This is a genomic window from Paenarthrobacter sp. NyZ202 (assembly GCF_049860755.1).
In the GTDB taxonomy this organism is placed as follows: Bacteria; Actinomycetota; Actinomycetes; order Actinomycetales; family Micrococcaceae; genus Arthrobacter.
On sequence record NZ_CP187556.1, the window covers coordinates 4,346,078 to 4,369,768 of the forward strand.

At 63.8% G+C, this 23,691-nt stretch carries 25 protein-coding genes and 1 pseudogene; 10 read left to right on the forward strand and 16 right to left on the reverse strand.

The window, feature by feature from the left end; all coding sequences use genetic code 11:
* Window positions 1–62: 62 nt before the first annotated feature.
* Window positions 63–866, reverse strand: coding sequence for a hypothetical protein (locus ACPFL9_RS20130; protein WP_426004808.1), 804 nt, complete (start codon window positions 864–866; stop codon window positions 63–65).
* On the reverse strand, window positions 859–1,482 hold the full coding sequence (locus tag ACPFL9_RS20135; protein ID WP_426004809.1) for a helix-turn-helix domain-containing protein: 624 nt from the start codon (window positions 1,480–1,482) through the stop codon (window positions 859–861). Before ACPFL9_RS20135 ends, ACPFL9_RS20130 begins: the two co-directional genes overlap by 8 nt.
* Window positions 1,483–1,664: 182 nt before the next feature.
* Here ACPFL9_RS20135 and ACPFL9_RS20140 point away from each other — a divergent pair.
* The 3 genes and pseudogenes from ACPFL9_RS20140 to ACPFL9_RS20150 all read left to right on the forward strand — a co-directional run.
* Window positions 1,665–1,865, forward strand: a pseudogene (locus ACPFL9_RS20140) (NAD(P)-dependent oxidoreductase); the annotation flags it as partial.
* Between the two features lie 188 nt (window positions 1,866–2,053).
* The gene (locus tag ACPFL9_RS20145; protein WP_426004811.1) at window positions 2,054–2,665 is read left to right on the forward strand and encodes an NADPH-dependent FMN reductase; all 612 of its coding nucleotides are present in this window, start codon (window positions 2,054–2,056) and stop codon (window positions 2,663–2,665) included.
* Between the two features lie 114 nt (window positions 2,666–2,779).
* Window positions 2,780–3,172 (forward strand): hypothetical protein, encoded by a 393-nt coding sequence (locus tag ACPFL9_RS20150; protein ID WP_426004812.1) that lies wholly within the window; start codon window positions 2,780–2,782, stop codon window positions 3,170–3,172.
* Here the strand turns inward: ACPFL9_RS20150 and ACPFL9_RS20155 are convergent.
* Complete coding sequence (locus ACPFL9_RS20155) at window positions 3,169–3,870, reverse strand: HAD family hydrolase (protein WP_426004813.1); 702 nt, start codon at window positions 3,868–3,870, stop codon at window positions 3,169–3,171. The genes ACPFL9_RS20150 and ACPFL9_RS20155 overlap by 4 nt on opposite strands.
* 2 nt (window positions 3,871–3,872) lie before the next feature.
* On the reverse strand, window positions 3,873–4,139 hold the full coding sequence (locus ACPFL9_RS20160; RefSeq protein ID WP_426004814.1) for a hypothetical protein: 267 nt from the start codon (window positions 4,137–4,139) through the stop codon (window positions 3,873–3,875).
* Window positions 4,140–4,282: 143 nt separating this feature from the next.
* Here ACPFL9_RS20160 and ACPFL9_RS20165 point away from each other — a divergent pair, with 143 nt between their 5' ends.
* The 3 genes from ACPFL9_RS20165 to ACPFL9_RS20175 all read left to right on the forward strand — a co-directional run bounded on the left by ACPFL9_RS20165 (window position 4,283) and on the right by ACPFL9_RS20175 (window position 7,529).
* On the forward strand, window positions 4,283–4,924 hold the full coding sequence (locus ACPFL9_RS20165; RefSeq protein WP_426004815.1) for an NADPH-dependent F420 reductase: 642 nt from the start codon (window positions 4,283–4,285) through the stop codon (window positions 4,922–4,924).
* Between the two features lie 124 nt (window positions 4,925–5,048).
* The gene (locus ACPFL9_RS20170; protein ID WP_426004816.1) at window positions 5,049–6,623 is read left to right on the forward strand and encodes a phytoene desaturase family protein; all 1,575 of its coding nucleotides are present in this window, start codon (window positions 5,049–5,051) and stop codon (window positions 6,621–6,623) included.
* A 126-nt stretch (window positions 6,624–6,749) separates the two neighbouring features.
* On the forward strand, window positions 6,750–7,529 hold the full coding sequence (locus tag ACPFL9_RS20175; RefSeq protein WP_426004817.1) for a VOC family protein: 780 nt from the start codon (window positions 6,750–6,752) through the stop codon (window positions 7,527–7,529).
* On the opposite strand, the gene ACPFL9_RS20180 is transcribed toward ACPFL9_RS20175, so the two are convergent.
* The 9 genes from ACPFL9_RS20180 to ACPFL9_RS20220 all read right to left on the reverse strand — a co-directional run bounded on the left by ACPFL9_RS20180 (window position 7,526) and on the right by ACPFL9_RS20220 (window position 18,369).
* Window positions 7,526–8,410 (reverse strand): PaaX family transcriptional regulator C-terminal domain-containing protein, encoded by an 885-nt coding sequence (locus ACPFL9_RS20180; RefSeq protein WP_426004818.1) that lies wholly within the window; start codon window positions 8,408–8,410, stop codon window positions 7,526–7,528. The genes ACPFL9_RS20175 and ACPFL9_RS20180 overlap by 4 nt on opposite strands.
* A 287-nt stretch (window positions 8,411–8,697) precedes the next feature.
* Window positions 8,698–10,005, reverse strand: a complete 1,308-nt coding sequence (locus tag ACPFL9_RS20185) for an integrase core domain-containing protein (RefSeq protein ID WP_426004819.1) — start codon at window positions 10,003–10,005, stop codon at window positions 8,698–8,700.
* A 149-nt stretch (window positions 10,006–10,154) separates the two neighbouring features.
* Window positions 10,155–10,634, reverse strand: a complete 480-nt coding sequence (locus tag ACPFL9_RS20190) for an acyl-CoA thioesterase (RefSeq protein ID WP_426004820.1) — start codon at window positions 10,632–10,634, stop codon at window positions 10,155–10,157.
* Window positions 10,635–10,647: 13 nt separating this feature from the next.
* A complete protein-coding gene (locus ACPFL9_RS20195) occupies window positions 10,648–12,018 on the reverse strand; it encodes an MFS transporter (RefSeq protein WP_426004821.1) in 1,371 nt (456 codons plus the stop codon).
* A gap of 2 nt (window positions 12,019–12,020) precedes the next feature.
* Window positions 12,021–14,420 (reverse strand): bifunctional salicylyl-CoA 5-hydroxylase/oxidoreductase, encoded by a 2,400-nt coding sequence (locus ACPFL9_RS20200; protein WP_426004823.1) that lies wholly within the window; start codon window positions 14,418–14,420, stop codon window positions 12,021–12,023.
* Between the two features lie 23 nt (window positions 14,421–14,443).
* Entirely contained in the window at window positions 14,444–16,111 is a 1,668-nt protein-coding gene (locus ACPFL9_RS20205) for an AMP-binding protein (protein ID WP_426004824.1), read from the reverse strand.
* A 46-nt stretch (window positions 16,112–16,157) separates the two neighbouring features.
* Complete coding sequence (locus tag ACPFL9_RS20210) at window positions 16,158–17,024, reverse strand: acyl-CoA thioesterase (protein ID WP_426004826.1); 867 nt, start codon at window positions 17,022–17,024, stop codon at window positions 16,158–16,160.
* Between the two features lie 2 nt (window positions 17,025–17,026).
* On the reverse strand, window positions 17,027–17,509 hold the full coding sequence (locus ACPFL9_RS20215) for a cupin domain-containing protein (RefSeq protein ID WP_144660639.1): 483 nt from the start codon (window positions 17,507–17,509) through the stop codon (window positions 17,027–17,029).
* Window positions 17,510–17,538: 29 nt separating this feature from the next.
* The gene (locus ACPFL9_RS20220; protein WP_426004827.1) at window positions 17,539–18,369 is read right to left on the reverse strand and encodes a fumarylacetoacetate hydrolase family protein; all 831 of its coding nucleotides are present in this window, start codon (window positions 18,367–18,369) and stop codon (window positions 17,539–17,541) included.
* Window positions 18,370–18,506: 137 nt separating this feature from the next.
* On the opposite strand from ACPFL9_RS20220, the gene ACPFL9_RS20225 reads away from it, so the two are divergent.
* Window positions 18,507–18,905, forward strand: a complete 399-nt coding sequence (locus tag ACPFL9_RS20225; RefSeq protein WP_216927234.1) for a RidA family protein — start codon at window positions 18,507–18,509, stop codon at window positions 18,903–18,905.
* Window positions 18,906–18,945: 40 nt separating this feature from the next.
* On the forward strand, window positions 18,946–19,290 hold the full coding sequence (locus ACPFL9_RS20230) for an iron chaperone (RefSeq protein ID WP_426004829.1): 345 nt from the start codon (window positions 18,946–18,948) through the stop codon (window positions 19,288–19,290).
* Between the two features lie 77 nt (window positions 19,291–19,367).
* Here ACPFL9_RS20230 and ACPFL9_RS20235 read toward each other — a convergent pair whose 3' ends face one another.
* The 3 genes from ACPFL9_RS20235 to ACPFL9_RS20245 all read right to left on the reverse strand — a co-directional run bounded on the left by ACPFL9_RS20235 (window position 19,368) and on the right by ACPFL9_RS20245 (window position 21,897).
* Window positions 19,368–20,165 (reverse strand): IclR family transcriptional regulator domain-containing protein, encoded by a 798-nt coding sequence (locus ACPFL9_RS20235; RefSeq protein WP_426004831.1) that lies wholly within the window; start codon window positions 20,163–20,165, stop codon window positions 19,368–19,370.
* Window positions 20,166–20,176: 11 nt separating this feature from the next.
* Window positions 20,177–20,893: an SDR family oxidoreductase gene (locus ACPFL9_RS20240; protein ID WP_426004832.1), complete on the reverse strand. Its 717-nt coding sequence runs from the start codon at window positions 20,891–20,893 to the stop codon at window positions 20,177–20,179.
* A 77-nt stretch (window positions 20,894–20,970) separates the two neighbouring features.
* Window positions 20,971–21,897 (reverse strand): MDR family oxidoreductase, encoded by a 927-nt coding sequence (locus tag ACPFL9_RS20245; protein WP_426004833.1) that lies wholly within the window; start codon window positions 21,895–21,897, stop codon window positions 20,971–20,973.
* A gap of 123 nt (window positions 21,898–22,020) precedes the next feature.
* Here ACPFL9_RS20245 and ACPFL9_RS20250 point away from each other — a divergent pair, with 123 nt between their 5' ends.
* Complete coding sequence (locus tag ACPFL9_RS20250) at window positions 22,021–22,869, forward strand: MBL fold metallo-hydrolase (protein ID WP_426004834.1); 849 nt, start codon at window positions 22,021–22,023, stop codon at window positions 22,867–22,869.
* Between the two features lie 65 nt (window positions 22,870–22,934).
* Window positions 22,935–23,690 carry an alpha/beta fold hydrolase gene (locus ACPFL9_RS20255; RefSeq protein WP_426004835.1) on the forward strand — a complete coding sequence of 252 codons (756 nt, stop codon included), beginning with the start codon at window positions 22,935–22,937 and terminating at the stop codon, window positions 23,688–23,690.
* Window position 23,691: the final 1 nt, after the last annotated feature.

Here is a 23,691-nt window from a genome sequence, read left to right on the forward strand (position 1 = left end):
TTGGGATCGGCAAGCAGTTCAATTCAGTTCGACAATCCAGCAATTGCGCGCTACGCCCCCTGCTACCCCTCTTTAAGCCTGTTCACCCGCGGGAGCTGCTGCGGGTTGCTGGCCAGGATGCGTAGAGCGTCCATCGCGGGTGTCCGATCAGCTTCGTCAAGGAGTTGCCAGGAGCGGTGGTCCGGATTCTCAAGCACGCTTTGGAGCGTGAGGATGCGAGACCTATCGCTGCCGCCCATCGCTTTGGCAGTGGTCAGTGGCGTCTTGATCGTGGCGCACAAGACCACGGCGTCGTCGAGGTGCCGGTCCCGATCGCGGGAGTCCTCCCGGTAGGCCGCACCTTTCAAGACCAGGGCACCAAGCGCGTTGGGGATGCTGATGACGACAGACTCGCCGTCGCCGCCGACAAGCCGGCAATTGACGGTCCGCTTCAGAGCCTGCGTGCCGCCGGAGACTTGGAAGGGCTTGCGGCCACCGAGGGTGGGAACCTTAGCCTCCGGCAAGTGATCAGCGATCATGACGTCGATCTGCTGCTTGCCGCGGACGAACCGGTGCGCAGGAGCGTCGTGGTCGATGGACCTCTGCAGGGTGTAGCCCAGCCCGCTGAGCGCTGCTGACACCGACGACGTCGTGGCCGCTCCGGTCTCGATGTGAAGCACGATGTCCACGTCGGCGGTTGGTCGGGAGACGGACAGGCCGGCGGCCACGGAGTGCAGCTGGACCATGAGGCCGCCCACGAGCGTCCACTGGGTGGAGGGCAGCGTCCTGGCCAGCTCCAGACACTGCGGCCATGGCGGGCCCCCACCTCCCGGCAGTATGGAGACGTCCCAAATTTCCCGGCCATTGGCCGCGGCAGGCTCAGGCATGAAGCAGCTCCTCGATGACCCGCTTGCCGGCGGTGCGTTCCCGGGTGGCCAGGGACCCCATCAGGTCCACGGCCACGGCGGCGACAGGTACCCTGCCCTCGGCGAACGGCTCTACCAGCTCGACCTCGTGGATGATGGCGTTGCCGGACGGGTCCTCAACAAGACCCAACGAATCAGCCAGCGCCTTGGCGTCTCCGGCCATGACGTAACCTTCGGCGATGCCGCTTCCGCCGGCCATGCCGAACGTTTCGGCAGTGGATTCGTCCTGCATGGCGGCGGCCCCGCTGGCGATCAGATGAAAGCTCAGCCGATCCAGAGCCTCCTGTGTAGCTCTATACCGGAGAACATGGTCCTTGTGCCTGGCGAGGGTGCAGACAGCGGCCGCATCGAGTCGCCGCAGTCTGCTTTTCAGTCGGGACTTCTCCGATGATGAGATCCACGTGGGGTTCTGCCCGGACAAGAGCGCCAGCGCCGCCCAAGCTGTCTTGGCAGTCCACGCCCGGCCTCGGCGCGTGCCGATTGCGGACAGTCGTTCGACGGAGGCCGTGTCGAGAAGGATGGACCGGCCCACTCGCCCAATGACAGTGAGCTGTCCGGATTCAACGAGCTGTCGCACCGACACCTGGGTTATTCCAAGACGTTCCGCGACTTCTCCCGTTGAGAGTCCTTTGATTCGCTCCACCCACTAATGCTTTCTCGCGAAAGCATTAGTGTCAATACACTAAAACTTTCTTGAGAGAGCAATAGTGTCATCCCCGGGGCAGTCAGATCATCGGCGCCTCGAAGATCGGCCGCCACGTGATCCGGCTCCTGGCTCCCTACTACCTCGACATCGTTGTCTCCGACCCCTATCTGGACGATGCCGCGGCGGACGCACTCGGCGTCGAACGCGTCAGCCTGGACGAGCTCGTGGCGAGCTCCGACGTCGTGAGCCTCCACGCGCCGTCGTTACCTTCCACGGAGAACCTCATCCATGCCGGGCTGGTGGCGAAACTGAGGAACGGCGCCACATTCATCCACACCTCCCGGGGCGAACTCGTGGACCAGGACGCACTGCTCAGCCGGCGCGGACTTGGGGGGCTGCGCCGGACCCGCTTCTCAACTAGGGTCGAACGTGAGCTGGGGGCAACCAGCCTCCGCACGTCGACGCGCCGGTCACGGCCGTGCCGTCGGGAAGGAATGCCGCCATGGATACATTCAAGATCGGTTATTTCGTGGGTAGCCTCTCCAGTACCTCCATCAATCGGACCCTCTCCAAGGCGCTCATCAGCGTGGCGCCGCCCGAACTCGAATTCCATGAGATCGAAATCAAGGATCTCCCCCTGTACAGCTCCGACTACGACGCCGACTTCCCGCCTGCGGGCAAAGCGCTGAAGGACGCGATCGCCGCGTCGGACGGCATCCTGTTCGTCTCGCCTGAATACAACCGCTCCATCCCGGGCGCCCTCAAGAACGCCATCGACTGGGGATCCAGGCCGTGGGGCACCAATTCGTTCGCCCGCAAACCCACCGGAATCATCGGCGCCTCGCCGGGCGGCATCGGCACTGCGGTGATGCAGTCCTCCATGCGGAGCGTGCTCAGCTTCCTGGATGCCCCGCAGCTGAACGCCCCGGAGGCGTACATCCGCTTTGTCGCGGACGCGTACGACGACGACGGCACCGTTAAGGACGAAGGGACCGCCGGGTTGTTGCGCCACTACATGGAGGAGTACAGCGCTTTCGTCCAGCGCGTCCTGGCCGCCAACGCGCCGGGCCATATCGGCGACCTGGAACCGGATTCCGCCAAGCTCACCCGCTAGCCACACCAGTGGGTGCCGGGTGCGCAGTGCACGCGGCACCCACACTTTTACCGATTTAGTCAGTATGCTTACTACCATGAGGATGCACGAACACGCCTACCCCCAGGAGAAACGATGCTTCGCAGATTAGCCCTGACCACCGCAGCCCTGACACTCTTCGGCGGAGCGTTGCTGTCCACGGGCGCGGCCGCCACTGCCGCCACGCCCTCAACTGTTCAAGCACATGTTGCCGCAACCAGTCCCACGCCATCCCAGGGCCCCAGCAATCCCTCCGGGCCGTCAACGGCCACGCCAACCAACCCCGGCCCCTCAGCCGGTACCTCCGAAACTCCCAACCCGGCCAGCAGCGGACCGGCCAACCCGGGCACGGGCGAGTCGGAACCCCAGGAACAGACGCGCACTGACGTCACCCCGTGGATCCTTGCGGCAATTGCCGCAATCATCGTCATCGCGCTGATCATCTGGGCGGTTCGCGGGCGCGGCCGCAACAAGGAAGTCAGCCGCTAAGGCCGCGGAATTCCCGAGGCCAGGCGTCCGATCGCACTGCCCTCAAGGTTCTCCAGCAGGTGCCGCGGATTGTCGTAGACTTCCGCGGCACCGGCGTCGCGCAGTTCAGCCTCGCTGATTCCGCCGCAGGTCAGCGCGATGGCGGGAACGTCGATCGCCGCAGCCGCCTTCACATCCCAGACCGCGTCACCGACAAACACCACATTGGGCGCATCCACTCCAAGCTTCTCCAGGCACGCCACCAGGATGTCGGGAGCCGGCTTGCTCTCCTTGGCGTCAGCCGAACTCGTCCATGCATCGATGGACGTCCCGGCATCCAGAAGCCTCCGGCTGACGTCCAGGTCGCGCTCCTGGGCCGATGACGCCAACCCCACCGCCAGACCCGCATCAGAGCAGGCTGCCAGCAGGTCCCGTGACGAGTCGAACGGCCTCAAGGACGGCCAAAAAGTGGAGAAAACTGCACCATGGGCGTTCTTGAGTTCCTCCTGCATCTCCTCAGTACAGTCAGGAACCAGATGCTGGATCAGCCGGTCACCGCCCATGCCCACCGAGCGGTGGATGTTGGAGAGCTGGACGTCCAGGCCCTCCCGCCGAAACGCCTGCCACCACGCAAACGCGTGAAAGTAGCTTGAATCGATGAGCGTCCCGTCAACATCGAAGAGAACGCCCCGCTTGCCTCCTTGCACAGACCCGGACATGGCTACCGGACCTCGGCGCGCAAGGGCGCGGCCCCGGCCAGCGCCCGGTCCATCATGAACTCTTCGGACTCCAGCAACGCATACCGCTCCGCCGAACCTTGCCGCAGCAGCCCCGTCCCCGCGACTTCCCGAAGCGATTCCACGGCACGGACCGCCTCGTCCTTTGATGAATAGCGCCTGGACAACCCCACCAGCGAGTCCTCGCCGTCTACCATCAGCACGCGGTAGCCCCCATCGGGAGCATCAACCAACTCCAAGTGACCAGCCATTCCCAACCTCCTCGTACGTGATGATTGCCTGCTTAGTAAGATTACTTAGTATATAACTCCCGGTTGACGTCCGGGACCCAAGGCGGGCCGACATACTGCGTAACGCTGGAAATACGCGTCTGCAACTTCCTGTTGCCGTAGATATGACAACAATCGGAATCATCGGTGCAGGACACATTGGCAGCCAGGTCGCACGCAAGGCCGTGGAACTTGGATACGACGTCGTCATCAGCAATTCACGCGGACCGGAAACCCTCGCGGCACTCGTTGCCGAACTCGGGCCCCGCGCCCGGGCCACGACGGCGGCCGAAGCAGCAGCGGCAGGCGATTTCGCCGTCGTGACCGTACCCCTCAAGGCCTACCGGGACATCCCGGTGGAGCCCCTCGAAGGCAAAATCGTCATCGACACCAATAACTACTACTGGGAGCGCGACGGTCGCATCCCCGAACTCGACAAGGGTGAGGCCACCACGTCCGGGCTGCTCCAAAAGCACCTCCCCACCTCCAAGGTGGCCAAGGGCTTCAACCACATCGGCGCCGCGGACATCACCACCGACGGAAGCCCCGCCGGCACCGCTAACCGCCGGGCACTGGCTACTGCAAGCGACTTCCCGGAGGCCGTTGAACTGGTGACCCGGCTCTACGACGAGTTCGGTTTCGACACCGTCAACGTCGGACCGCTTGAGGAGAGCTGGCGGGTCGAACGCGACCGGCCCGCCTACGTGGTGCGGCAGAACGCCGTCGAACTGCGCGAGAACCTCGCCAAGGCGACCAGAACCATCTGAGCAACCCACGACGGCGGGCAGGCACCTTACGCTTGCCCGCCGGGCGGGTGCCGCGAGACCAAGGGTTGCTTACGCCACGGAACAATTCCCGTAAGCAGCATCACGCCATGGCTAGTCTCTCGGCATGGATAACACACACTTCGACGCTGTCATTGTGGGCGGCGGACATAACGGACTCACGGCGGCTGCCTATCTGGCCAAGGCCGGGAAAAGCGTGGCTGTGCTTGAACGCGACGACCACTTCGGTGGCGCCGCGGTTTCGGCCGGGGCGTTCAAGGGTGTGGACGCCCGCCTGTCCCGCTACTCCTACCTGGTCAGCCTGCTGCCGGAGCAGATCATCCGTGAGCTGGGGCTGGACATCAAGCTCGCAAGGCGCAGGTATTCCTCCTACACACCCAACCCGCTCAACGTGGAGACGGGACTGTTGATTGACGGCGACGACGCTCAGGCAAGCCGCAGTTCCTTCGCCCGGGTGGGCGCCGGCGAGGACTTCGATGCCCTCCAAGGCTTCTACGCCGACACCGAGAAACTGGCCCGCGCCTTGTTTCCCACGGTATGCCGGCCGCTGCCCAGCCGCTCGGAAGCACGCGAACTGCTCGGCGATGACCAGCTGTGGGCTGACTTCATCGAAAATCCCTTGGGCACCGTGGTCACGAATCGCCTATCGCACGACCTGGTGCGTGGCCTCGTGGCAACCGACGGCCTGATCGGCACGTTCACTTCCCTCGACGATCCCTCCCTGGACGCCAACCGCTGCTTCCTCTACCACGTGATAGGGAATGAAACGGGAGACTGGGACATTCCGCTGGGCGGGATGGGCTCGGTGTCCAGGGAGTTGGAGCGCGTGGCCCGGGAAGCCGGGGCCGTCCTCTTGGCCGGCGCCGAGGTCACGGACATTTCCGACGGCGGTACGGTCCGGTTCCAGCGTGGCGGGGTCGTTCAGGAGTTCCACGGCGAGCGCGTGCTGGCCAACGTGTCGCCGTGGGTGCTCGGCCGTCTCCTGGGCGACGCTTCGGGCATCCAGGGCGAACGCCCCGAGGGTGCGCAAATCAAGGTGAACCTGCTCCTGCGCCGGCTTCCCGGATTGCGGGATACGTCTGTGTCACCCGAAGCAGCTTTCGGCGGCACCTTCCACATCAACGAGGGCCATGGCCAGTTGGAGGCGGCCTACCGGTCTGCCTCCGAGGGCCGGATTCCTTCACCGCTGCCCTGCGAGATCTATTGCCATTCACTGACCGACCCAAGCATCCTGTCCAAGGAACTTGCCGCGTCCGGCGCACAGACCCTCACCATTTTCGGCCTGCATACACCGGGCCGGCTGGTCACCGAGGAGAACAACGAGCAGATGCGGGCCGAGCTGCAGGCCGCCGTGCTCTCCTCGCTCAACTCCGTCCTGGCCGAACCGGTGGAGGACCTCCTGCTCACTGACGCCGACGGCAATCCGTGCATCGAAGCGAAAACCACGCTGGACCTTGAGGCCGCCCTGAATATGACCGGCGGCAACATCTTCCACGCCAAGCTCCAGTGGCCGTTCCTTGAAGACGACGAACCCCGGAAAACGCCGGCCGAGCGCTGGGGTGTCGGTACCGGCCACCCGCGGGTGTTCCTGTGCGGGGCGGGGGCACGCCGGGGTGGCGGGGTCAGTGGACTGGGAGGCCACAACGCGGCCATGGCGGTCCTGGAGGATTTGGGGAACTAAATCCCCGGTTCGTGACACGAATCAGGGCTGAAGCACACAGGATGGGTGGCTGCTTCCCCGGGGTCCGGCGCATAGGGCGCCCGGGGAGGCGGTAACGCCCGGAATTCCTACCCTGAGGAGTCACGAATGACCACCAAAATCTCCAAATGGCCCCCCGGCACACCCATGTGGGTCGATCTGTCCATCGATGACGTTGAGTCGGCCAGGGACTTCTATTCCAGACTCTTCGGCTGGGGCTACACCTCCGACGACGCCGCCGGAGGCTACCTGCTGGCTCACCTCGACGGGCATGCGGTGGCCGGTTTGGGGCCCAAGGATGATGCCGCGCTGCCGCCGTCGTGGACCACCTTCCTGTCCTCCGACGACGCCGGGGCCACCGCAGCGCAGGTCAAGGCAGCCGGTGGCCGGCTTCTGGTACCGCCCTTCGATGTCATGGATGCCGGCCGTATGGCTGTCGCGGCCGACTCCGGCGGCGCGGTCTTCGGCATCTGGCAGGCCGGCAACCATATCGGGGCGGAACGCGTCAATGAGCACGGTTCCCTGTGCTGGAATGAGCTCCACACCCGCGATTACTCCGCGGCCCGCTCGTTTTACGCTGACGTCTTCGGCTTCAGCTACCACGACATCGACGGTCATGACATGGTGTACTCCACGTGCCTGCGCCCAAAGGACGCGCGCGAAGTGGCCGGCATCCAGCTGGACAGCGCCCTCCCCGGGGAAACACCGGACTACTGGCTGACCTGGTTCGCCAGCGACGACGTCGCTGCCACGGCGGCGCTGGCCGAACACCTCGGGGCAAAGCTCCTCATGCCCGTCAGTGACAGCCCGTTCGGCCGCATGGCGATCGTGCAGGGCCTGCAAGGGGAAGTCTTTGGACTCATCGCCGTCGCCCCGGCCGAAAACTAAACCACTGCCGGATCCATTGCCCCGGCGATGATTTCGTGCGCGTACTCCGCAGCAAGCGGGGCGGCGAGGCGGTGCACGGCCTGGAAAGTCCTGCGCACTTCCGGGCCGTGCCAGTCCGGCGGAAGGTAGTCCGAAGGAAGGTTGGGGTCGCGGTAAGGGAACCGGCGCCACATGGTGAGCATGGGAATGTAGTACCGGAAAGCGTCCCGCCGCAGTTCTTCCGTGGAGCGCGCCAAGGCAGCATCCGGGTCGCCGCCCACGCGGTCGGCCCACAACTGCCCGGCTCCGCGGTACAGCTCAAGGAACGCGGTGAACTGGCCATCGAGTTCCTTGAGGTCCCACCATTCGGAGATCTTGGGACGCATGGGACCGTCAAACACGTAGTCGCTGCGGAACAAATCCACGAATTCGATCAGTCCGCTGGCCGTGAGTCGTTCCCGTGCCTGCTCGAGCTTGTGGGCGGGGGCGATCCACACCCCGGAAGCCACGGAGCCGAAGCCAAGTCCGGACAACGCCGAGCGCAACTGGTGACGCCTGTTCCGCATCGATTCCGGGACAGAGAAGACTGCCAGCACCCAGGTGTCCACCGGCGCGGGTTGCTCTGGCGCGAAGATCCGCCGGTCACCTTCACGGAACACGTCACTGATCGACTCAGCAATCTTGTACTTGGCAATGCCGCCTTCACGGACGCTCTTCAGCACACCTTTCGCCTTGAGCCGGGACACCGAGGACCGCACTCCGGGGGCGTCGTAGCCGAGCGTCCCCAGCATGGAGATCAGCGCCGAGACCGGCAGGGCGTCACCCGCATTCCGCCCGTAGAGGCCGAAGATCGTCACCAGGAGCTGCTGGTGACGGACGGGCGGTGCCGGGACGGCGAACATAGAAACTTCCTCATTTCCGCGCCGGAGTCCAGGCGCCAATCATGTTCATCATAAGTTGCCGGCAAGCCGGGTCCTGGAAGATCACGACGGCGGCACCCGCACCTTGGGGGGTGGCGGAGCGACGTCCCACGCGCGTCCGTCCGCCGAGATGGCACTTAATGACAATCCCGGGCTCCCGGATGTGATGTCTCGGGACATCGGTGACAGTTCTGCATCAGGACATCGGTGACAGTCCGTGTGTCAAGACATCGGTGACAGTTCCCGGCGGTCACCGGTGCAGAGCCCGGTTATGGAGCCTGCTGGAATGCGTACCGGGCTGATTTCATTCCCACGTGTTTGGTGCCGGCAGGAGGCCAATCGAATTCCGCGATGATTTCCCCTTCGGGGCTGATGAACGTGATTGCTTCGCTGTTCCAGTCAATGAGAACTGGGCGGTAGGCCATGCGTGTGGTCAGGTAGTAGATCACCCTATTGAAGCTGACGGTCCCGTTGGAATAGACCTTCAGGGTGTGTTGTCCGGTCGGGTCGGTGGTTATGAGGCTGCCGAGCATCGTTTGCTCCGGCGCGATCGCCTGGTACTCCACCTGCTCTGCGGCAAGCAGCGGTTCAGGCGTTCGAAATACAGGTACGTGGGGCGCAGCCAGCTCCAGGGCGGGTGGACGTGGTGGTTCGGCGACACTGGTCGCCTCCCACGCCTGCTGCGGGGTGATCCTGCCGGGCAGGCCCTGGTGAGGCCGCTGGGTGTTATAGATGACATCGAACCGGTCAACATGGTCCTGCAGCTCGTTCAACGACCTGGCGATGGGCTGTTTGTCCAGGTACCTGAACAAGGTTCGATGGAATCTTTCGTTCTTGCCTTGCGTCGTGGGTTTGTAGGGTTTGCCGGTGATCATCGAAACACCCAGAGAGCTCATGAACGTCACCAGCTGGCCTTGCACGCCCAGACGGGTGGGATTCAGCGCGGTCCCGTTGTCCGTGAGCAACCGTTGAGGGACACCGTGGGTGGCCATGCCCTTCTTAACCACCGTCAGGGCTGCTTCGCTGGTCTCTCCGGAGGCCACGTGCGAGGCGATGGCCAGCCGGGAATGGTCATCTTGGAGCTGGAAAATCACGCACTGACGTCCGCCGGAGAGCACGTACTCGGTGGCGTCCAATTGCCAGCACGCGTTCGGTGCCGGATAGACAAAGCGTCGCCACGCGGCGCGGGGCTTCTTCTTCGGCTCGTTACGGGCCACGTTCCTCTCACGGAAAATTCGGGCTAACGCTGCCGTGGACGGAGCAGCCATTCCAAGGGCCTTCATCTTGTCGTGAACGCTGATCGGGCCGTGGTCCAAGCCTGAGGACTCCAGCGCCGCGCGAACCTTGACTGCTTGGTCCTTAACGGTCTCCTCCAGCCGGGTGGGAGAGGCTTTCGGTCGGCGCGAGCGGGGCTCCAAGGCTGCCGCTTGCCCTTCCTCGCGGGCGATAGCGAGGATCTTATAGAACGTCTTGCGGCTGATGTCATGGGCTTCGCAGAACGTGGTCACGGCCCCACGCGGGGCGTCGTCAGGCCACTGAGCGATTTCCAAGCGAAGCCGCCGCATCAACGGGATCATTAGGTTTCACATCAGCCTAGTTCAACCCATAGACCCGGGTAATCAGAGCGAAGTGTCACCACCAAGACCCCGTGTTGTGTCACCGATGTTCTGATGCAGAACTGTCACCGATGTATCGAGACATAACATCCCGGGCTCCCGGACTGTCATTAAGTGCCATCTCGCGGGGACGAAACCGGGCCCTGCACAGCCCTGACCAGATGTTCCGGCCAGGGCTGTGATGCGGTGGTTCCGTTGGGAACGTGGACCGTGGTGACCGTCCCGAAAGCGGCCACTACGCTGCCTGCCGGTGTGCCGCCGTCGTCGGTACCGCCGTCGTAGTTATTGTCCGCGGAGGTTTCGAGCGGGTGGCCCACCACCTCGAACCCCAACGTGAGCGACGTCCGCCCGAGCTGGTGGACCCTGACCGTCGCGGTGACGCGCTGGCCGAACCACAGCTTGGACTTGTAGTTGACCACCTGCTGGACGCGCGGAGCGTGGGGGAAGTAATCCGGCAGTTGGAGTTTCCGGAAGAGCTCGGCTTCGGCGGCTTCCACCCACCGCAGGACGGCCGAGTTGTGCTGGTGGCCCGAGGCGTCGGTGTCCACCCATTCCACCGTCCGGGTGACGCTTGCTTCCGGAAACTCCATGACCTGCCCTTCCTTACCGGGCCGGGACGTTGGCGTCCTCGGCCTCCGGGTCGGTGCTCGCTGCCGCCACCGGCTGATCCGGCTGCGGCTTGGGAATGAGCGCGACGGCGGCCGCGGCCACCACGGCGATTCCGGCAAAGATGGCGAAGTTCGCCTCGAACGGGAGCTTGGACCCCGCAATCCACCCACCGATCAACGGACCGGAAATGGCACCGAGCCGGGCGAAGCTGAGTGCCCAGCCCGTGGCTGTGCCGCGGACCTTCGCCGGGTAGTAGTCGGCGATGTAACCCGTGAGCACCAGCGACGTGGAGATCGAGCCAACGCCGGCGAAGGCCACGAACAGCAGGTTGACCACCATGGTGTTCGGGAAGACCAGGAGCATGATTCCCAGCCCACCCAGGATGTAGAACACCACCAGGATCAGCTTCTTGCCGTACTTGTCCGCGGCCCGGCCCAGGAGCAGTCCGCCGATGGCCGAGGCGAGGCTGAAGACCAGGAGGAAGGTCAGCGACGAGCCGAGGTCATAGCCGGCCTTCTTCATGATGCTGGGCAACCAGGTGTTGAGGCCGTAGACCAGCACCAGGCCACAGAACAGCGAGATCCAGAAGAACACGGTGGAGCGGAGGTACTTCAGGGAGAACATGGTGGTGATGGTCTTCCACCACGGATCAGCCGGAGCGGCTTGGGAGCCCGGCGTAGCTGCAGCAACAGTGGGCCGGTAGTCGCTGATCCGCAGCTTGGAAGCCAACGCTTCCGCTTCGGACCGGCGCCCCTTTGACTCCAGGTATTCCAGGGATTCGGGCAGGAACTTCCAGATGACCGGGATCAGCAGGACAGGGACGGCGCCGATCGCGATGACCGCGCGCCACCCACCCAGCGGCAGGACGAACAGTGCCGCCAGCGCCGCGGCCACAATGCCCAGCGAGTAACCCGAATACATCAACCCATAGTTGTAGGAGCGCTTGTTCGGCGCCGAGTATTCGATGGTCAGGGCAGCGGCCACCGGGATGACACCGCCCATGCCAAGCCCGCCGATGAGTCGGAAGATTCCGAAGATTTCCGGCGTCGGAGCCCAGGCGGCTCCGGCCTGGGTCAGCGTGAAGATCGCCATGGAGGCGAGCAGCATTTTCTTCCGGCCCACGAGGTCGCTGAGGGTCCCGATGAACAGGGCACCAATCAGCATGCCAATCAAGGCATATGAGCCAAGGCCACCCAGGGCCAGCGGCGAAAGGTTCCACTCCTTGTACTCGGCGAGTGCGGGAAGCACGGCACCCAGCACGCCGACGTCGTATCCTTCCGCAAGGATGGCAAGCCAGCAGCAGAACAGCACCACACCGGTGGTCCGCTTGGGGACGTTCCAGGTGTTCACGGAGGCGGCGGCCATGGCTACTTCACCAGCACCGAAGCTGCGGCTGACGCTGCTGCTGCAGGCGTCCAGCGGAGGTGGGCGTTGAGTTGTTCGGCATCGGGCTCCTTCAGGAGGGACAACCGCGGGCGGACGGCGTCCGTGCGGGAGCTTGGCGGCTTGCGGCGTCCGGCACGGAACTGGGGGATCCAGTCGGCGCCGGGGCCTTGGTATTCCTGCTCCGCGGCTGCGTGCAGGGTCCACTGGGGATCGTACAGGTGCGTGCGGCCAAGGGCGATCAAGTCGGCACGTCCGGCGAGCAGGATCGAGTTCACGTCGTCGTAGCTTGAGATGGCGCCGACGGCGATCACTGCCACGCCTGCCGGAGCGGCAACTTCCTGGCGGATGCGGTCCGCGAACGGGGTCTGGTAGCTGCGTCCGAACGCGGGCTTCTCCTCCTTGGCGACCTGGCCGGTAGAGACATCAAGCCCGGCGGCACCATGCTCAACAAACGCCTTGGCGATGGCGACCGAGTCATCCGAGGTGTTGCCGCCGTCGATCCAGTCCGTCGCGGAGATGCGCACCGTCACCGGCTTGTTGGCAGGCCAAGCCGCACGGACGGCGTCGAAGACTTCCAGCGGGAACCGCAGCCGGTTCTCCAGGCTGCCGCCGTATTCGTCCGTGCGCTGGTTGGAAACCGGCGAGAGGAAGGAGGAGAGCAGGTAGCCGTGGGCCGCGTGGATTTCCAGGAGGTCGAAGCCTGCCTGCTCCGCGCGCTTTGTTGCTGCGACGAACTCGGCCTTGATGGCGTCCATGCCGGCGCGGTCCAGTTCCTGCGGGGTCTGGTTTCCGGGGCCGTACGGAAGGGCGGAAGGTCCGACGGCGGTCCAGTTGCCGGAGTCGAGTGGCTGGTCGATTCCTTCCCACATGAGCTTGGTGGAGCCCTTGCGGCCCGAGTGACCCAGCTGTGCACCGATTTTGGCGGTGGAACGGGAGTGCACGAAATCGACGATTTCCTTCCAGCTGTCCCGCTGTTCGTCCGTGTAGAGGCCGCTGCAGCCGGGGGTGATGCGGCCCGCTTCGGAGACGCACACCATTTCCGTCATCACCAGTCCGGCGCCACCCAGGGCCTTGGAACCCAGGTGGACTTTGTGAAAGTCGCCGGGGATGCCGTCGGTGGCGGAGTACATGTCCATGGGCGAGACGATGATGCGGTTCTTGAGTTCCAGTTCGCCGATGCTGAAGGGCTGGAACATGGCCGGGGCCACCTCGGTGAGGCCCTGGGCTGCGGCGAAGTTCCGGTCCACGGCGTCGGCGAATTCAGGATCACGCAGGCGCAGGTTCTCCTGCGTGATGCGCCGGCTGCGGGTGAGCAGGTTGAACGCGAACTGTGTGGGGTCCTGATCCTTGTACTGGCCGATGCGCTCGAACCATTCAAGGGAAGCCTGCGCGGCACGCTGGGTAGAGGCCACCACGGGACGCCGTTCGGTTTCATAGGCTTCCAGGGCTGCCTCCACCGTGGGGTGCTCGTGGAGGCACGCAGCCAACGCAAGGGAGTCTTCCATGGCCAGCTTGGTCCCGGAGCCGATGGAGAAGTGTGCCGTGTGGGCGGCGTCGCCCACCAGGACCACGTTGCCCTTGCGCCAGCTCTGGTTGCGGACCGTGTTGAAGTTCAGCCACTTGGAATTGTTGGAGAGGACCTCGTAGCCGGCCAGTTCCTCAGCGAAGATGTCGCGGATCTTGGCGATGGCTTTCTCGTCGGAGACACCCGGAGGGAACACCTCATTGGCGGTCTCGTCGAAGCCTGCGGCGTGCCACACGTCCTCATGCATTTCGACGATGAACGTGGAGCCTTCGTCCGAGTACGGGTAGCCGTGGATCTGCATGACACCCCACTCGGTTTCCTTCACAAAGAACTTGAAGGCCTCGAACACCTGGTCCGTTCCGAGCCACATGTACTTGTTGGTGCGCGGATCCAGGTCAGGGCCGAACGCGTCGGCGTACTTGGCGCGGATCTGGGAATTCACGCCGTCTGCTGCGAGGACAAGATCGTAGTTGGCCTCCAGCTCCTCGATGGCCGGTGCCATGGTGCTGAACCGGACATCGACGCCGAGTTCGATGCATCGCCGCTGGAGGAGTTCCAGCAATTCCTTGCGGCTCATGGCAGCGAAGCCCTGGCCTCCGACCGTGATCATTTCGCCGCGGAAGTGGATGTCGATGTCGGACCAGCGGGCGAAGCGGCGGCTCATGTAGTCGGCCACTACGGGGTCGGCGTTGCCGATGCCGCCGAGGGTCTCATCGGAAAACACGACGCCGAACCCGAAGGTATCGCTGGCGGCGTTGCGTTCCCAGAGGGTGATGTCGTGGGACGGGTCGAGCTGCTTCATCAGTGCTGCGAAGTACAGGCCCCCCGGGCCGCCTCCGACGATTGCGATCTTCATGGTGTTGCTCCTTCTCGGGCCCGCTACGCCTGGCTTTGGCCGGCGGCGGTAAGTTCCTGTGTCTCTGGTTCTTCTGCGAGGACGCGGTCACGCAGCTTGAAGTGCTGCAGTTTGCCGCTGGGATTGCGTGGAAGTTCGGTGACGAAGCGGACATCGCGTGGGTACTTGTACGGAGCGATGGTCTGCTTCACGAAGTCCTGGATTTCCTTGCGCTTGGCCGCGTCTCCTGTGACGCCTTCACGCAGGACCACGAACGCGCACACGATACTTCCGCGTTGCTCATCCGGGATGCCGATGACCGCGTTTTCCACGACGTCGGGGTGCTGGTCGATGGCTGCTTCCACTTCGGGTCCGCCGATGTTGTATCCGGAGGAAACGATCATGTTGTCCGAGCGTGCCTGGTAGGTGAAGTAGCCGTCCTCGTCCATGGAGAAGGTGTCTCCCGTGACGTTCCAGCCATTCACCACATAGTTGGCTTGCCGGGGATCATCGAGGTAGCGGCAGCCCGTGGGGCCAATGACGGCGAGGCGGCCGGACTGTCCCGGGCCGAGTTCCTTGCCGTCCTGGTCCAGGATGGTGGCCCGGTAGCCTGGCACAGCCTTGCCCGTGGTGCCGGGACGGATATCGTCCCCCGCGGCTGAGATGAATACGTGCAGCATTTCGGTGGCGCCGATGCCGTTGACCAGACGCAGGCCGGTAGCCTCGTGGACGGCCTCCCACGTTTCCTTGGACAGGTGTTCGCCCGCGGAGACGGCGATCCTAAGACCGCTGAGCAGATCGCCGCGCTTCTCCTTGAGGATGGCCCGGTAGGCCGTCGGAGCGGTGAAGAGCACCGTGGCTCCGGCCTCTGCTGCCCGCTCAGCCAGTTCCACGGGTCCGGCCTTCTCGGTCAGCAAGGCCGATGCGCCGAACCTGAGTGGGAAGACCACCAGTCCGCCCAGGCCGAACGTGAAGGCAAGCGGGGGAGATCCCGCGAAGACGTCATCCGCCGTGGGCTCCAGAATGTACCGGGCAAAGGTGTCCGCATTGGCGAGGATGTCGCGGTGGAAGTGCATGGTCACCTTGGGCACGCCCGTAGTTCCGGACGTCGGCCCCAGCAGGGCAACGTCGTCCGAGGACGTGTCCACTGGCGTGAACACCCCGCTCTTGCGCGAGCAGCGGGCGGTGAGGTCGCCGTCGTCGTTCTTTCCGTACGTCAGGACCGTGACGTCATCACCTGCGGCCACCGCGAGCTCGTCCACGAAGCGGTGGTCGGAAATCGCCACAACGGGCTTTGTCAGCTCGATGATCGTGGAGACCTCGGTGGAGCGCAGCATGGGCATGGTGGTCACCACCACGGCGCCGGCTTTCAGTACGCCGAGCCAGGCAGCCACGATCCACGGGTTGTTCGGTCCCCGCAGCAGGACGCGGTTACCGGGGACGACGCCAAGGTCTTCGGTGAGGACCTGGGCCACCTGGTTGGAGCGGGTCTGGAGCTCGCCGTACGTCCAGACAACGCCGTCCGGGGTGCGGAGGGCGGGGCGGTCGGCGCCGTGCCGGGCGACAGCGTCGTCGATCAGCACGGCGGCGGCGTTGAGCCGGTCCGGGTAGTTCAGTTCGGGGAGGGGGAATTCGAACGCCGGCCAGGTATCGGTGGACGGCAGGTGGTCTCGGGTGAACGTGTCCACGTGGGCCGATGGCAACATGCTCATGGCCGTTCCTTTCAGTGGTGCGTCGTTGGGGCTGGGGATGGGGGTTTCAGGCGCGAATCATGCCCTCTTGGGCGACGGTTGCCAGGAGCCGTCCCTGACGGTCGAAGAAGCGGCCCATGGCGAGGCCGCGGTTGCTCTGGCCGGAGATGGCTTCCTGGGCATACAGCACCCAGTCGTCCACCCGGCCGTCGCGGTGGAACCACATGGAGTGGTCAAGGCTGGCGGTGGCGAGGCCGGGGCTGGACCAGTTGAGGCCGTTGACCCGGAGCAGTGGTTCCAAGATGGTGTAGTCGCAGACGTAGGCCAGTGCCGTGCGCTGGAGGTTGGTGTCATCAGGCAGGGTGTCGAAGGCTTTGACCCAGATGGCCTGCTGGGGGGCGGCTCCACCCTCCAGCTCGACATATACCGGACCGGGAATATGCCGCATGTCGAAACTACGGCCGGTTGCCCAGTAATCAGCGGCCGGGCCTTCGCTTTCGGTGAGCGCCTCTGCTGCGGAGCGCAGCGATTCAGGCTCGACGGCGGCAGGCGCCTCAGGCTGGAAGTCCGGCCCGTCTTCGGGAACATGGAAGGACCCCATCGCGGCATACACGGGCTTGCCGTTCTGGAAACCCCGGACCGTGCGGGTGGAGTAGCCGCGACCGTCGCGCAGGCGCTCAACCTCGTACCGGACCGTGGAGCCGATATCCACCGGACGCATGAAGTAACTGTGCATCGAGTGGAGCTGCCGGTCGGCATCCACCGAGCGCATCATCGCCGCTGCGGCCTGGGCCACCATGTCTCCACCGTAAGCCTTGGGCCACGGAACGTACTGGGTAGTGGCCTCATACGCTTCGTCGAAGACCTGGGGTTCGGTCTTTGTCAGCTCAACAGCGCGGAGGAAGGTCTCCGATGTCAGGGTTCCCGTGATCATGGCTATGCCCGGCGGTAGTCGGCGAGGGTCTCGTCAGGGACGTCCTCGAGGTTGACCACGAGGTTCTCCGGCGTACGGGCGGTCAGCCAGACAAGTTCCTCGGTGACAGACATGTTCGCCTCGACGTGCGGCATGAACGGCGGCACGAATACCCAGTCGCCGGCCTTCATGTCGATGAACTCTGAGTAGTTCTCACCGAAGTAGATCCGGCCGTGGCCGCGGAGAACGTAGCCGCCGGTTTCCGCTTCGCCGTGGTGGTGCGGCAGCGAGCGGTAGCCGGGAGTGTTTGAGACCTGGCCGAACCAAATCTTGGTTGCCGGGGTGTGCTGGATGCTGACGCCGGAGACGCGGATGCAGTCGCCGGACTGGGCCGTGTTGGTGTCCTCTGCGCCGGCACGGGTGACGACAGGGACTACCTTGCCGTCCGGCTGGGCGTAGATGGAGTTGTCGCCTTCGAGGCGGTATTCGGTGGTGGCCTGGCTCATGGGTTTCTCCTCTTGTTTGGGCTGTGTTCTTAGGCGTGGACGGGTGCGTGGATCGCGAAGCGGTTCTCCAGCCGCCCAATCCCGTCGATTTCGGTAGTCAGCGTGTCGCCGTCCTGCAGGAAACGTGGCGGGGTCATGCCCATGCCCACTCCCCCGGGCGTCCCCGTGAGGACGAGGTCGCCCGGGCGCAGGATGGTGAACTGCGAAATGTAAGACAGCAGTTGCGCCGGTCCGAAGACGAGCGTGCGGGTGTTGCCGTCCTGGACGAGCTCGCCGTTGACGTAGCCCTTGACCTGGAAGTGTTCCCCGGCCGCGTCCGCGGTGACCAACACCGGGCCTACAGGAGTAGTGCCGTCCCAGGCCTTGCCCTGGAACCACTGCAGCGTCCGGTTTTGCCAGTCGCGCATGGAGACGTCGTTGGCAACGGTGTAGCCGGCTATTGCCTCGCGCGCCTGGTCCTCATCCGCTTGGTACAGCTCGGAACCCACGACGACGGCCAGCTCGGCTTCCCAGTCGACGCGCCCACTCCCGCGGACTTCTACAGGATCGTTCGCGCCGACCAAGGTGTCCGCATACTTGGCGAACAGTGTTGGGTATTCGGGGAGATCCCGGCCCATCTCCTGAATGTGGTCACCGTAGTTCAGGCCACAGCAGATCACCTTGCCGGCATTGGGGAGCAACGGAGCGAAGTCAGGGTTGCTGATGGTTTCTCCGTCGGCTGCTTCCACCACGGACCGCCAATTGTCCTGGGCCAGGAGTGCGCCCACATCACTGGCCGGAAGCGTTCGGTAAGTGCCCTCGCCAGTGGCGAGTGCCGCCGTCGTACGTCCGCCCGAAACGCGCAGGGTGGCTAGTTTCATCGCTGGGTTCCCTTCGAGATATCCGATGTGTCGACTTTTTTACGATCGTCACATATGCTCAACGTAGCAGGGCGGGAATGATCTGCATAGGGGCTTTTCAAAAGTTTTCGCAACTGTCACAACCGAGGAGGACCACCATGAGCCACAAGACCATCAACCCGGAATCGCTGCCCAAGCCGTCCGGATTTGCCCACGGCATGCTCGCCGGAAACACCGTGTTCCTGGGCGGGCAGACAGCGCTGGATAAAAACATGAACATCGTGCCCGGCGGGATAGTGGAGCAGTTCACGCAGGCGTTTTCCAATGTCCTCACCACGCTGCGCGAAGCCGGCGGCCAACCCGAGGATCTGGTCAACGTGACCATCTATCTCACCGACGTGGACGACTACATGGCCAACGGCCGCGAAATCGGGCGCATCTGGCGCGAGATGGCCGGCTCGCAGTACCCGGCCATGGCGGGCATCGGAGTCACGAGGCTCTGGCAGAAGGAAGCCATGATCGAGATCCAGGGAATTGCGGTCATTCCGGAGCGCTGAGTTGCTGGCCTTCCCTCGGAGCGTGAGGCAGCATTGGCCCATGGGAACCGTGACGGAATACCTGGAGAACGTCAGCGCCACCAACCGTCCTGTCTTGGAGCGGATTGTGGAGATTGCCCGGGAGTTGGCGCCGGATGTTGAGGAAGGCACCAGCTACGGAATGCCGGCACTGCTCGTTGACGGCAAGGGCTTCGTCAGCGTTCAGGAGACCAAGAAGCATCTGGCGTTGTACCCGTTCAGCGGACAGATCCTGCCGGAGATGTCCGAGGAGCTGGGCGGGTACTCGTGGTCGCCGGGGACGCTGCGGTTTTCATCGGAGAATCCGGTGCCCGACTCGTTGGTGCGCCGGATCCTGGAGACCCGGCTGGCAGCGATCCGCAAGTAGCCGTTGTGGTACCCAACTAGGTCGCATTTGTGCGCGTTTTGACGGGTCTAAACGCGCTCTGCTGCGACCTACTTGGGTCAGTGCTTGGAGGAGACGTCCTGGGAGATCGCGTCCGCGGCGGCCACGACGGCTTCCCGCACTGAATCGAGGTAGTCCTGCGGCTGAGCGGCGACCGCTTGCGCCTGCAGGGACACGTTGATCGCCGCCACGGTATCGCCGTTGTTGCGGTTGTGAACCGGCGCCGCGATGGACATGAGGCCGAGTTCCAACTCCTGGTCCAGCAGGCACCAGCCTTGCTTCCGGACACGCTCGACGGCGGACCTCAGCTCGGGCGCGCTGGCGACGGTTCGCGGAGTGAGGGGCTTGAGTTCGGCGCTCTCCAAGTAGGCATCCAGCTTGGCCGGCGGCAGGCCAGCGAGCAATACGCGGCCCATGGAGGTGGCGTACGCGGGGAACCGGGTGCCCACGGTGATGCCCACATTCATGATGCGCTTGGTGGCAACGCGGGCAACGTAGAAGATGTCCTGGCCGTCCAAAACAGCAGCGGAGGTGGACTCCCCGAGTTTCAGGCTCAGTTCCTCCAGGTGCGGCTGGGCGAGCTGCGGCAACGACAGCGCCGAAAGGTACGAATACCCCAGCTGCAGCACCTTTGCCGTGAGCGCAAAGGTCTTGCCGTCGGTGCGGACGTAGCCGAGCTCAACGAGAGTGTGCAGGAAACGTCGTGCCGTGGCCCGCGTCAGATCCGTGCGGGCCGCGACTTCACTGAGCGTCATGACCGGGTTGTTCGCGTCGAACGCCCGGATCACCGCAAGACCCCGCGCCAACGACTGTACGTACTGGTCGCTGGCCTGCGGGGTCGTTGCGGATTCGCTCATGGTTACCAATCCTAAAGTGCCCCGGCTTTCCCTCCGAGTTCGGGATACAGGGCGCTAAGCGGCGCGCTGAGGGATTCACGAACCTTCCGGGCCGTCGCGTCGGCCAGGACCTCGTTTTCGCCCGACTCCAAACCATCCAGGGCGACCCTGACTATTTCCTCAGCACTCGACTTTGGCGCTTCTATCCCTGCGGTCATCGGCGTGTCGACGTAGCCCATGTGGAGGGCGAGGACGTGCGTTCCCTGCGGGATCAACTCGAGCCGCAGGGAATTCGTTGCGGACCATAAGGCAGCCTTGGCAGCGCTGTAGCCACCACTGCGCGCATACCAGCTCAGCACTGACAGGACATTTACGATTGCACCTCCCCCGTTGGCTCCCAGATGTGGGACGAAGTGGCGTGCGACGGCCACAGCACCAAAGAAATTGACCTCGAACACGTCGCGAAGCATGTTCGTGCTTACCGTGGACATGGGCCCGTAGAGCGGGATTCCGGCGTTGTTGACCACGATATTGGTATCGCTCGCATATTCAGCTGCCGCAGCAATGGAGTCCTCGTTGGTTACATCAAGGCGGAGCGGGACTACCCTGGCGTCTTCCCACTCCAAACGTGAACGTGTGGTTGCATAGACCTTGGCTGCCCCTCGGGAGAGAAACTGGTTGACCCATTGGCGGCCCAGACCTCCCCCGGCGCCGGTCACCAGGACGGTCGAGCCTTCTATTTTGGTCATTGTCTTGAGCCCGTTCTTCTAGTTGTTGACGTCCACGACGACCCGGCCCTGCACTTTGCCCTGAAGCAATGCGGGAATCATGGCGGGGACTTCGGAGAGCCCAACCGTGCTTGTGGTGCGTGCAAGCTTCCGAAGGTCGAGATCGCGGGACAGTCGCGTCCACGCTTCCAAACGCACATCCCGGGGGCCTTGACAGAGTCGATACCGGCAAGGGTGACATTACGGATGATGAACGGCAGCACCGACCCTGGAAGATCCGTTCCTTGGGCGAGTCCGCACGCCGTTACAACGCCGCGGTACTTCGTCTGGGCAAGGACGCTAACCAAGGTCTGTCCTCCGACGGAGTCCACTGCACCGGCCCATCGTTCTGCCCCGAGTGGACTCCCGGGTTCGGACAGGGTGTGACGGTCGATGATCTCAGCCGCCCCCAGGGACCGGAGATACTGGCTCTCCTGGGTGCGTCCCGTGGAGGCGATCACCCGATAGCCGAGATCGGCAAGAAGGGCGATAGCGATGGAGCCCACCCCACCGTTCGCTCCAGTGACGAGAATGTCGCCGCTCCGGGGTGTGATCCCACCGCGTTCAAGGGCAAGAACCGAAAGCATGGCCGTATAGCCGGCAGTACCGATGGCCATGGCGTCTTTCGTGGTGAACTCGTCCGGCAATTTGACCAACCAGTCCCCGCTCAGTCGCGCCTTCTGCGCGAAACCCCCGTGGTGGGTTTGGCTGAGTCCCCAACTGTTGGCCACAACGCGATCACCGGGCTTGAGGCCCGGAAAGGAAGAAGATTCAACCACGCCCGCGAGGTCGATGCCCCCTATCAGCGGAAACTGGCGGATGATCCCGGATCTCCCAGTGAGGGCCAATGCGTCCTTGTAGTTGACCGTTGAGTAGTCGATGTTGACCGTGACGTCTCCGGGCATGAGGTCGTCCTCGGAGAGCGTCACTACGTCAGCGGCGATCGACGCTCCCGCTTTTGTTGCCAGCAGGGCTCTGAATGCCATGAGATTCTCCTCTTGTGTAATAGGTATCACTTGTGTGACTATTACAGCACCAGTAGTAATAAGCATCAATGCGATACTTATTACACCTTCTGAATCGGTCAACGTTGACCGGAGGAGCCAGACATGACGAATTTGTCCTACGAAGTACTTGTCCTCGACGGGACCCCTAGAGTTAGCGACCAGCGGCTTCCCACGGGGGAGTCCATCGTTTCGTCGCCGCTAAGCATTACTCTGATCAGCGGCGAGCGCGATGCCGTGTTGGTCGACGCCCCCTACACCTATGGCCAGGTGGAGCGTGTGCGCAACTGGATACACGACTCGGGAAAGACCCTGCGGTACATCTACATCACCCATGCCCATGGCGACCACTGGCTGGGGACCGGGGAGCTTCTCTCCGGGTTCCCTGACGTGAAGGTCTACGCAACTACGGGGACGCTGGCAGGAATGGAGCAGCAGGCCACCACAGGACGGGAAACCCTATGGGACGCAGTCTTCCCGGGGCTGGTTCCGCCATCGCCACTGTTGGCCGAAGAGGTTCCGGCCGAAGGCTTTACGTTGGAGAATCACCTCATGGTCCCCGTCGAATTGGGCCACACCGACACCGACGACACGACGGCACTGTGGGTTCCCGATCTCTCCCTCGTAGTGGCCGGCGATGCCGTGTACAACGGGGTCCATCAGTATCTGATCGAAGCCTCGGAAGACGGCTTCAGCTCGTGGCTGGCGGCCCTGGACAAAATCGAGAATCTCAACCCGAAACACGTCGTGGCTGGCCACAAAGCGCCTGGAGCGGCGGACGATCCTGCCTCAATTGACGACACGCGGCGCTACCTGAAGGACGCAAAGCGCTTGCTGTCAACAGTTTCCACTCCGGAGGAGTACTACGAGGCCATAGTCCGCCTCTACCCCCACCGCATCAACCCGGGACCCGCTTGGTACGGGGCCGTTGGATTGCTCAACCCAACCCGCTGATCCAACCGCAGGCCGCCCAAACGGGCAATTATAAATGTTCGCCTCGACAAAGGAGTCATCTGAACATGTCACACCAACATGACGAGCAAGCCCCGACCATCATTCTTGTCCACGGATTCCTGGATGACCAGACGGTCTGGGACTACGTCACAAAGCGACTCGACAACACACTTCAGGTAAAGGCCATCGACCTGCCTGGGGCGGGAACGCGCATCCGGGATACCGGCCCCTTCACCCTGCAGAACCTGTCCGGAGCCGTCGTTGAGGCAATCGACGCCGCAACCGGCCCGGTGGTTTTGGTGGGACACTCCATGGGCGCGCAATTGGTCGAGCTCGCGGCAGTTGCACGCCCTGCCAAGGTCACCGGTTTGGTCCTCCTCACACCCATCCCGCTGGCGGGAGTGCACCTCTCCGGCGAAAGCGCCGAGTCGTTCCGCAGCCTCGGAGGAAACGTTGAAGCGCAACGCCAAGGACGGCTTGCAGTGACGGCTTCCCTGACACCCCAAGCCCTGGAACTCTTGCTCACCTCAGGCGCAAAGCCCGCTCCGGCTGTGGTGGCCCAGGTTTTCGACGCATGGAACGACGGCGACCCCGCCGGGCTGGAGAACTCTGCCTTTGGCGGGCCCACCTTGGTCCTCAATGGCACGGAGGATCCCTTTGTCACAGACGAGGTCCTTGGCAGCGGCGTTCTTCCCCGCTTCGAGAATATCTCTTCCATGAGCATCGAGCGCGCCGGACACATTCCCCATCTGGAACAGCCTTCTGACGTTGCGCGGATTGTGGGTACCTTCGTCAGCACCCTGACCCGAGTGGAGGCGTGAG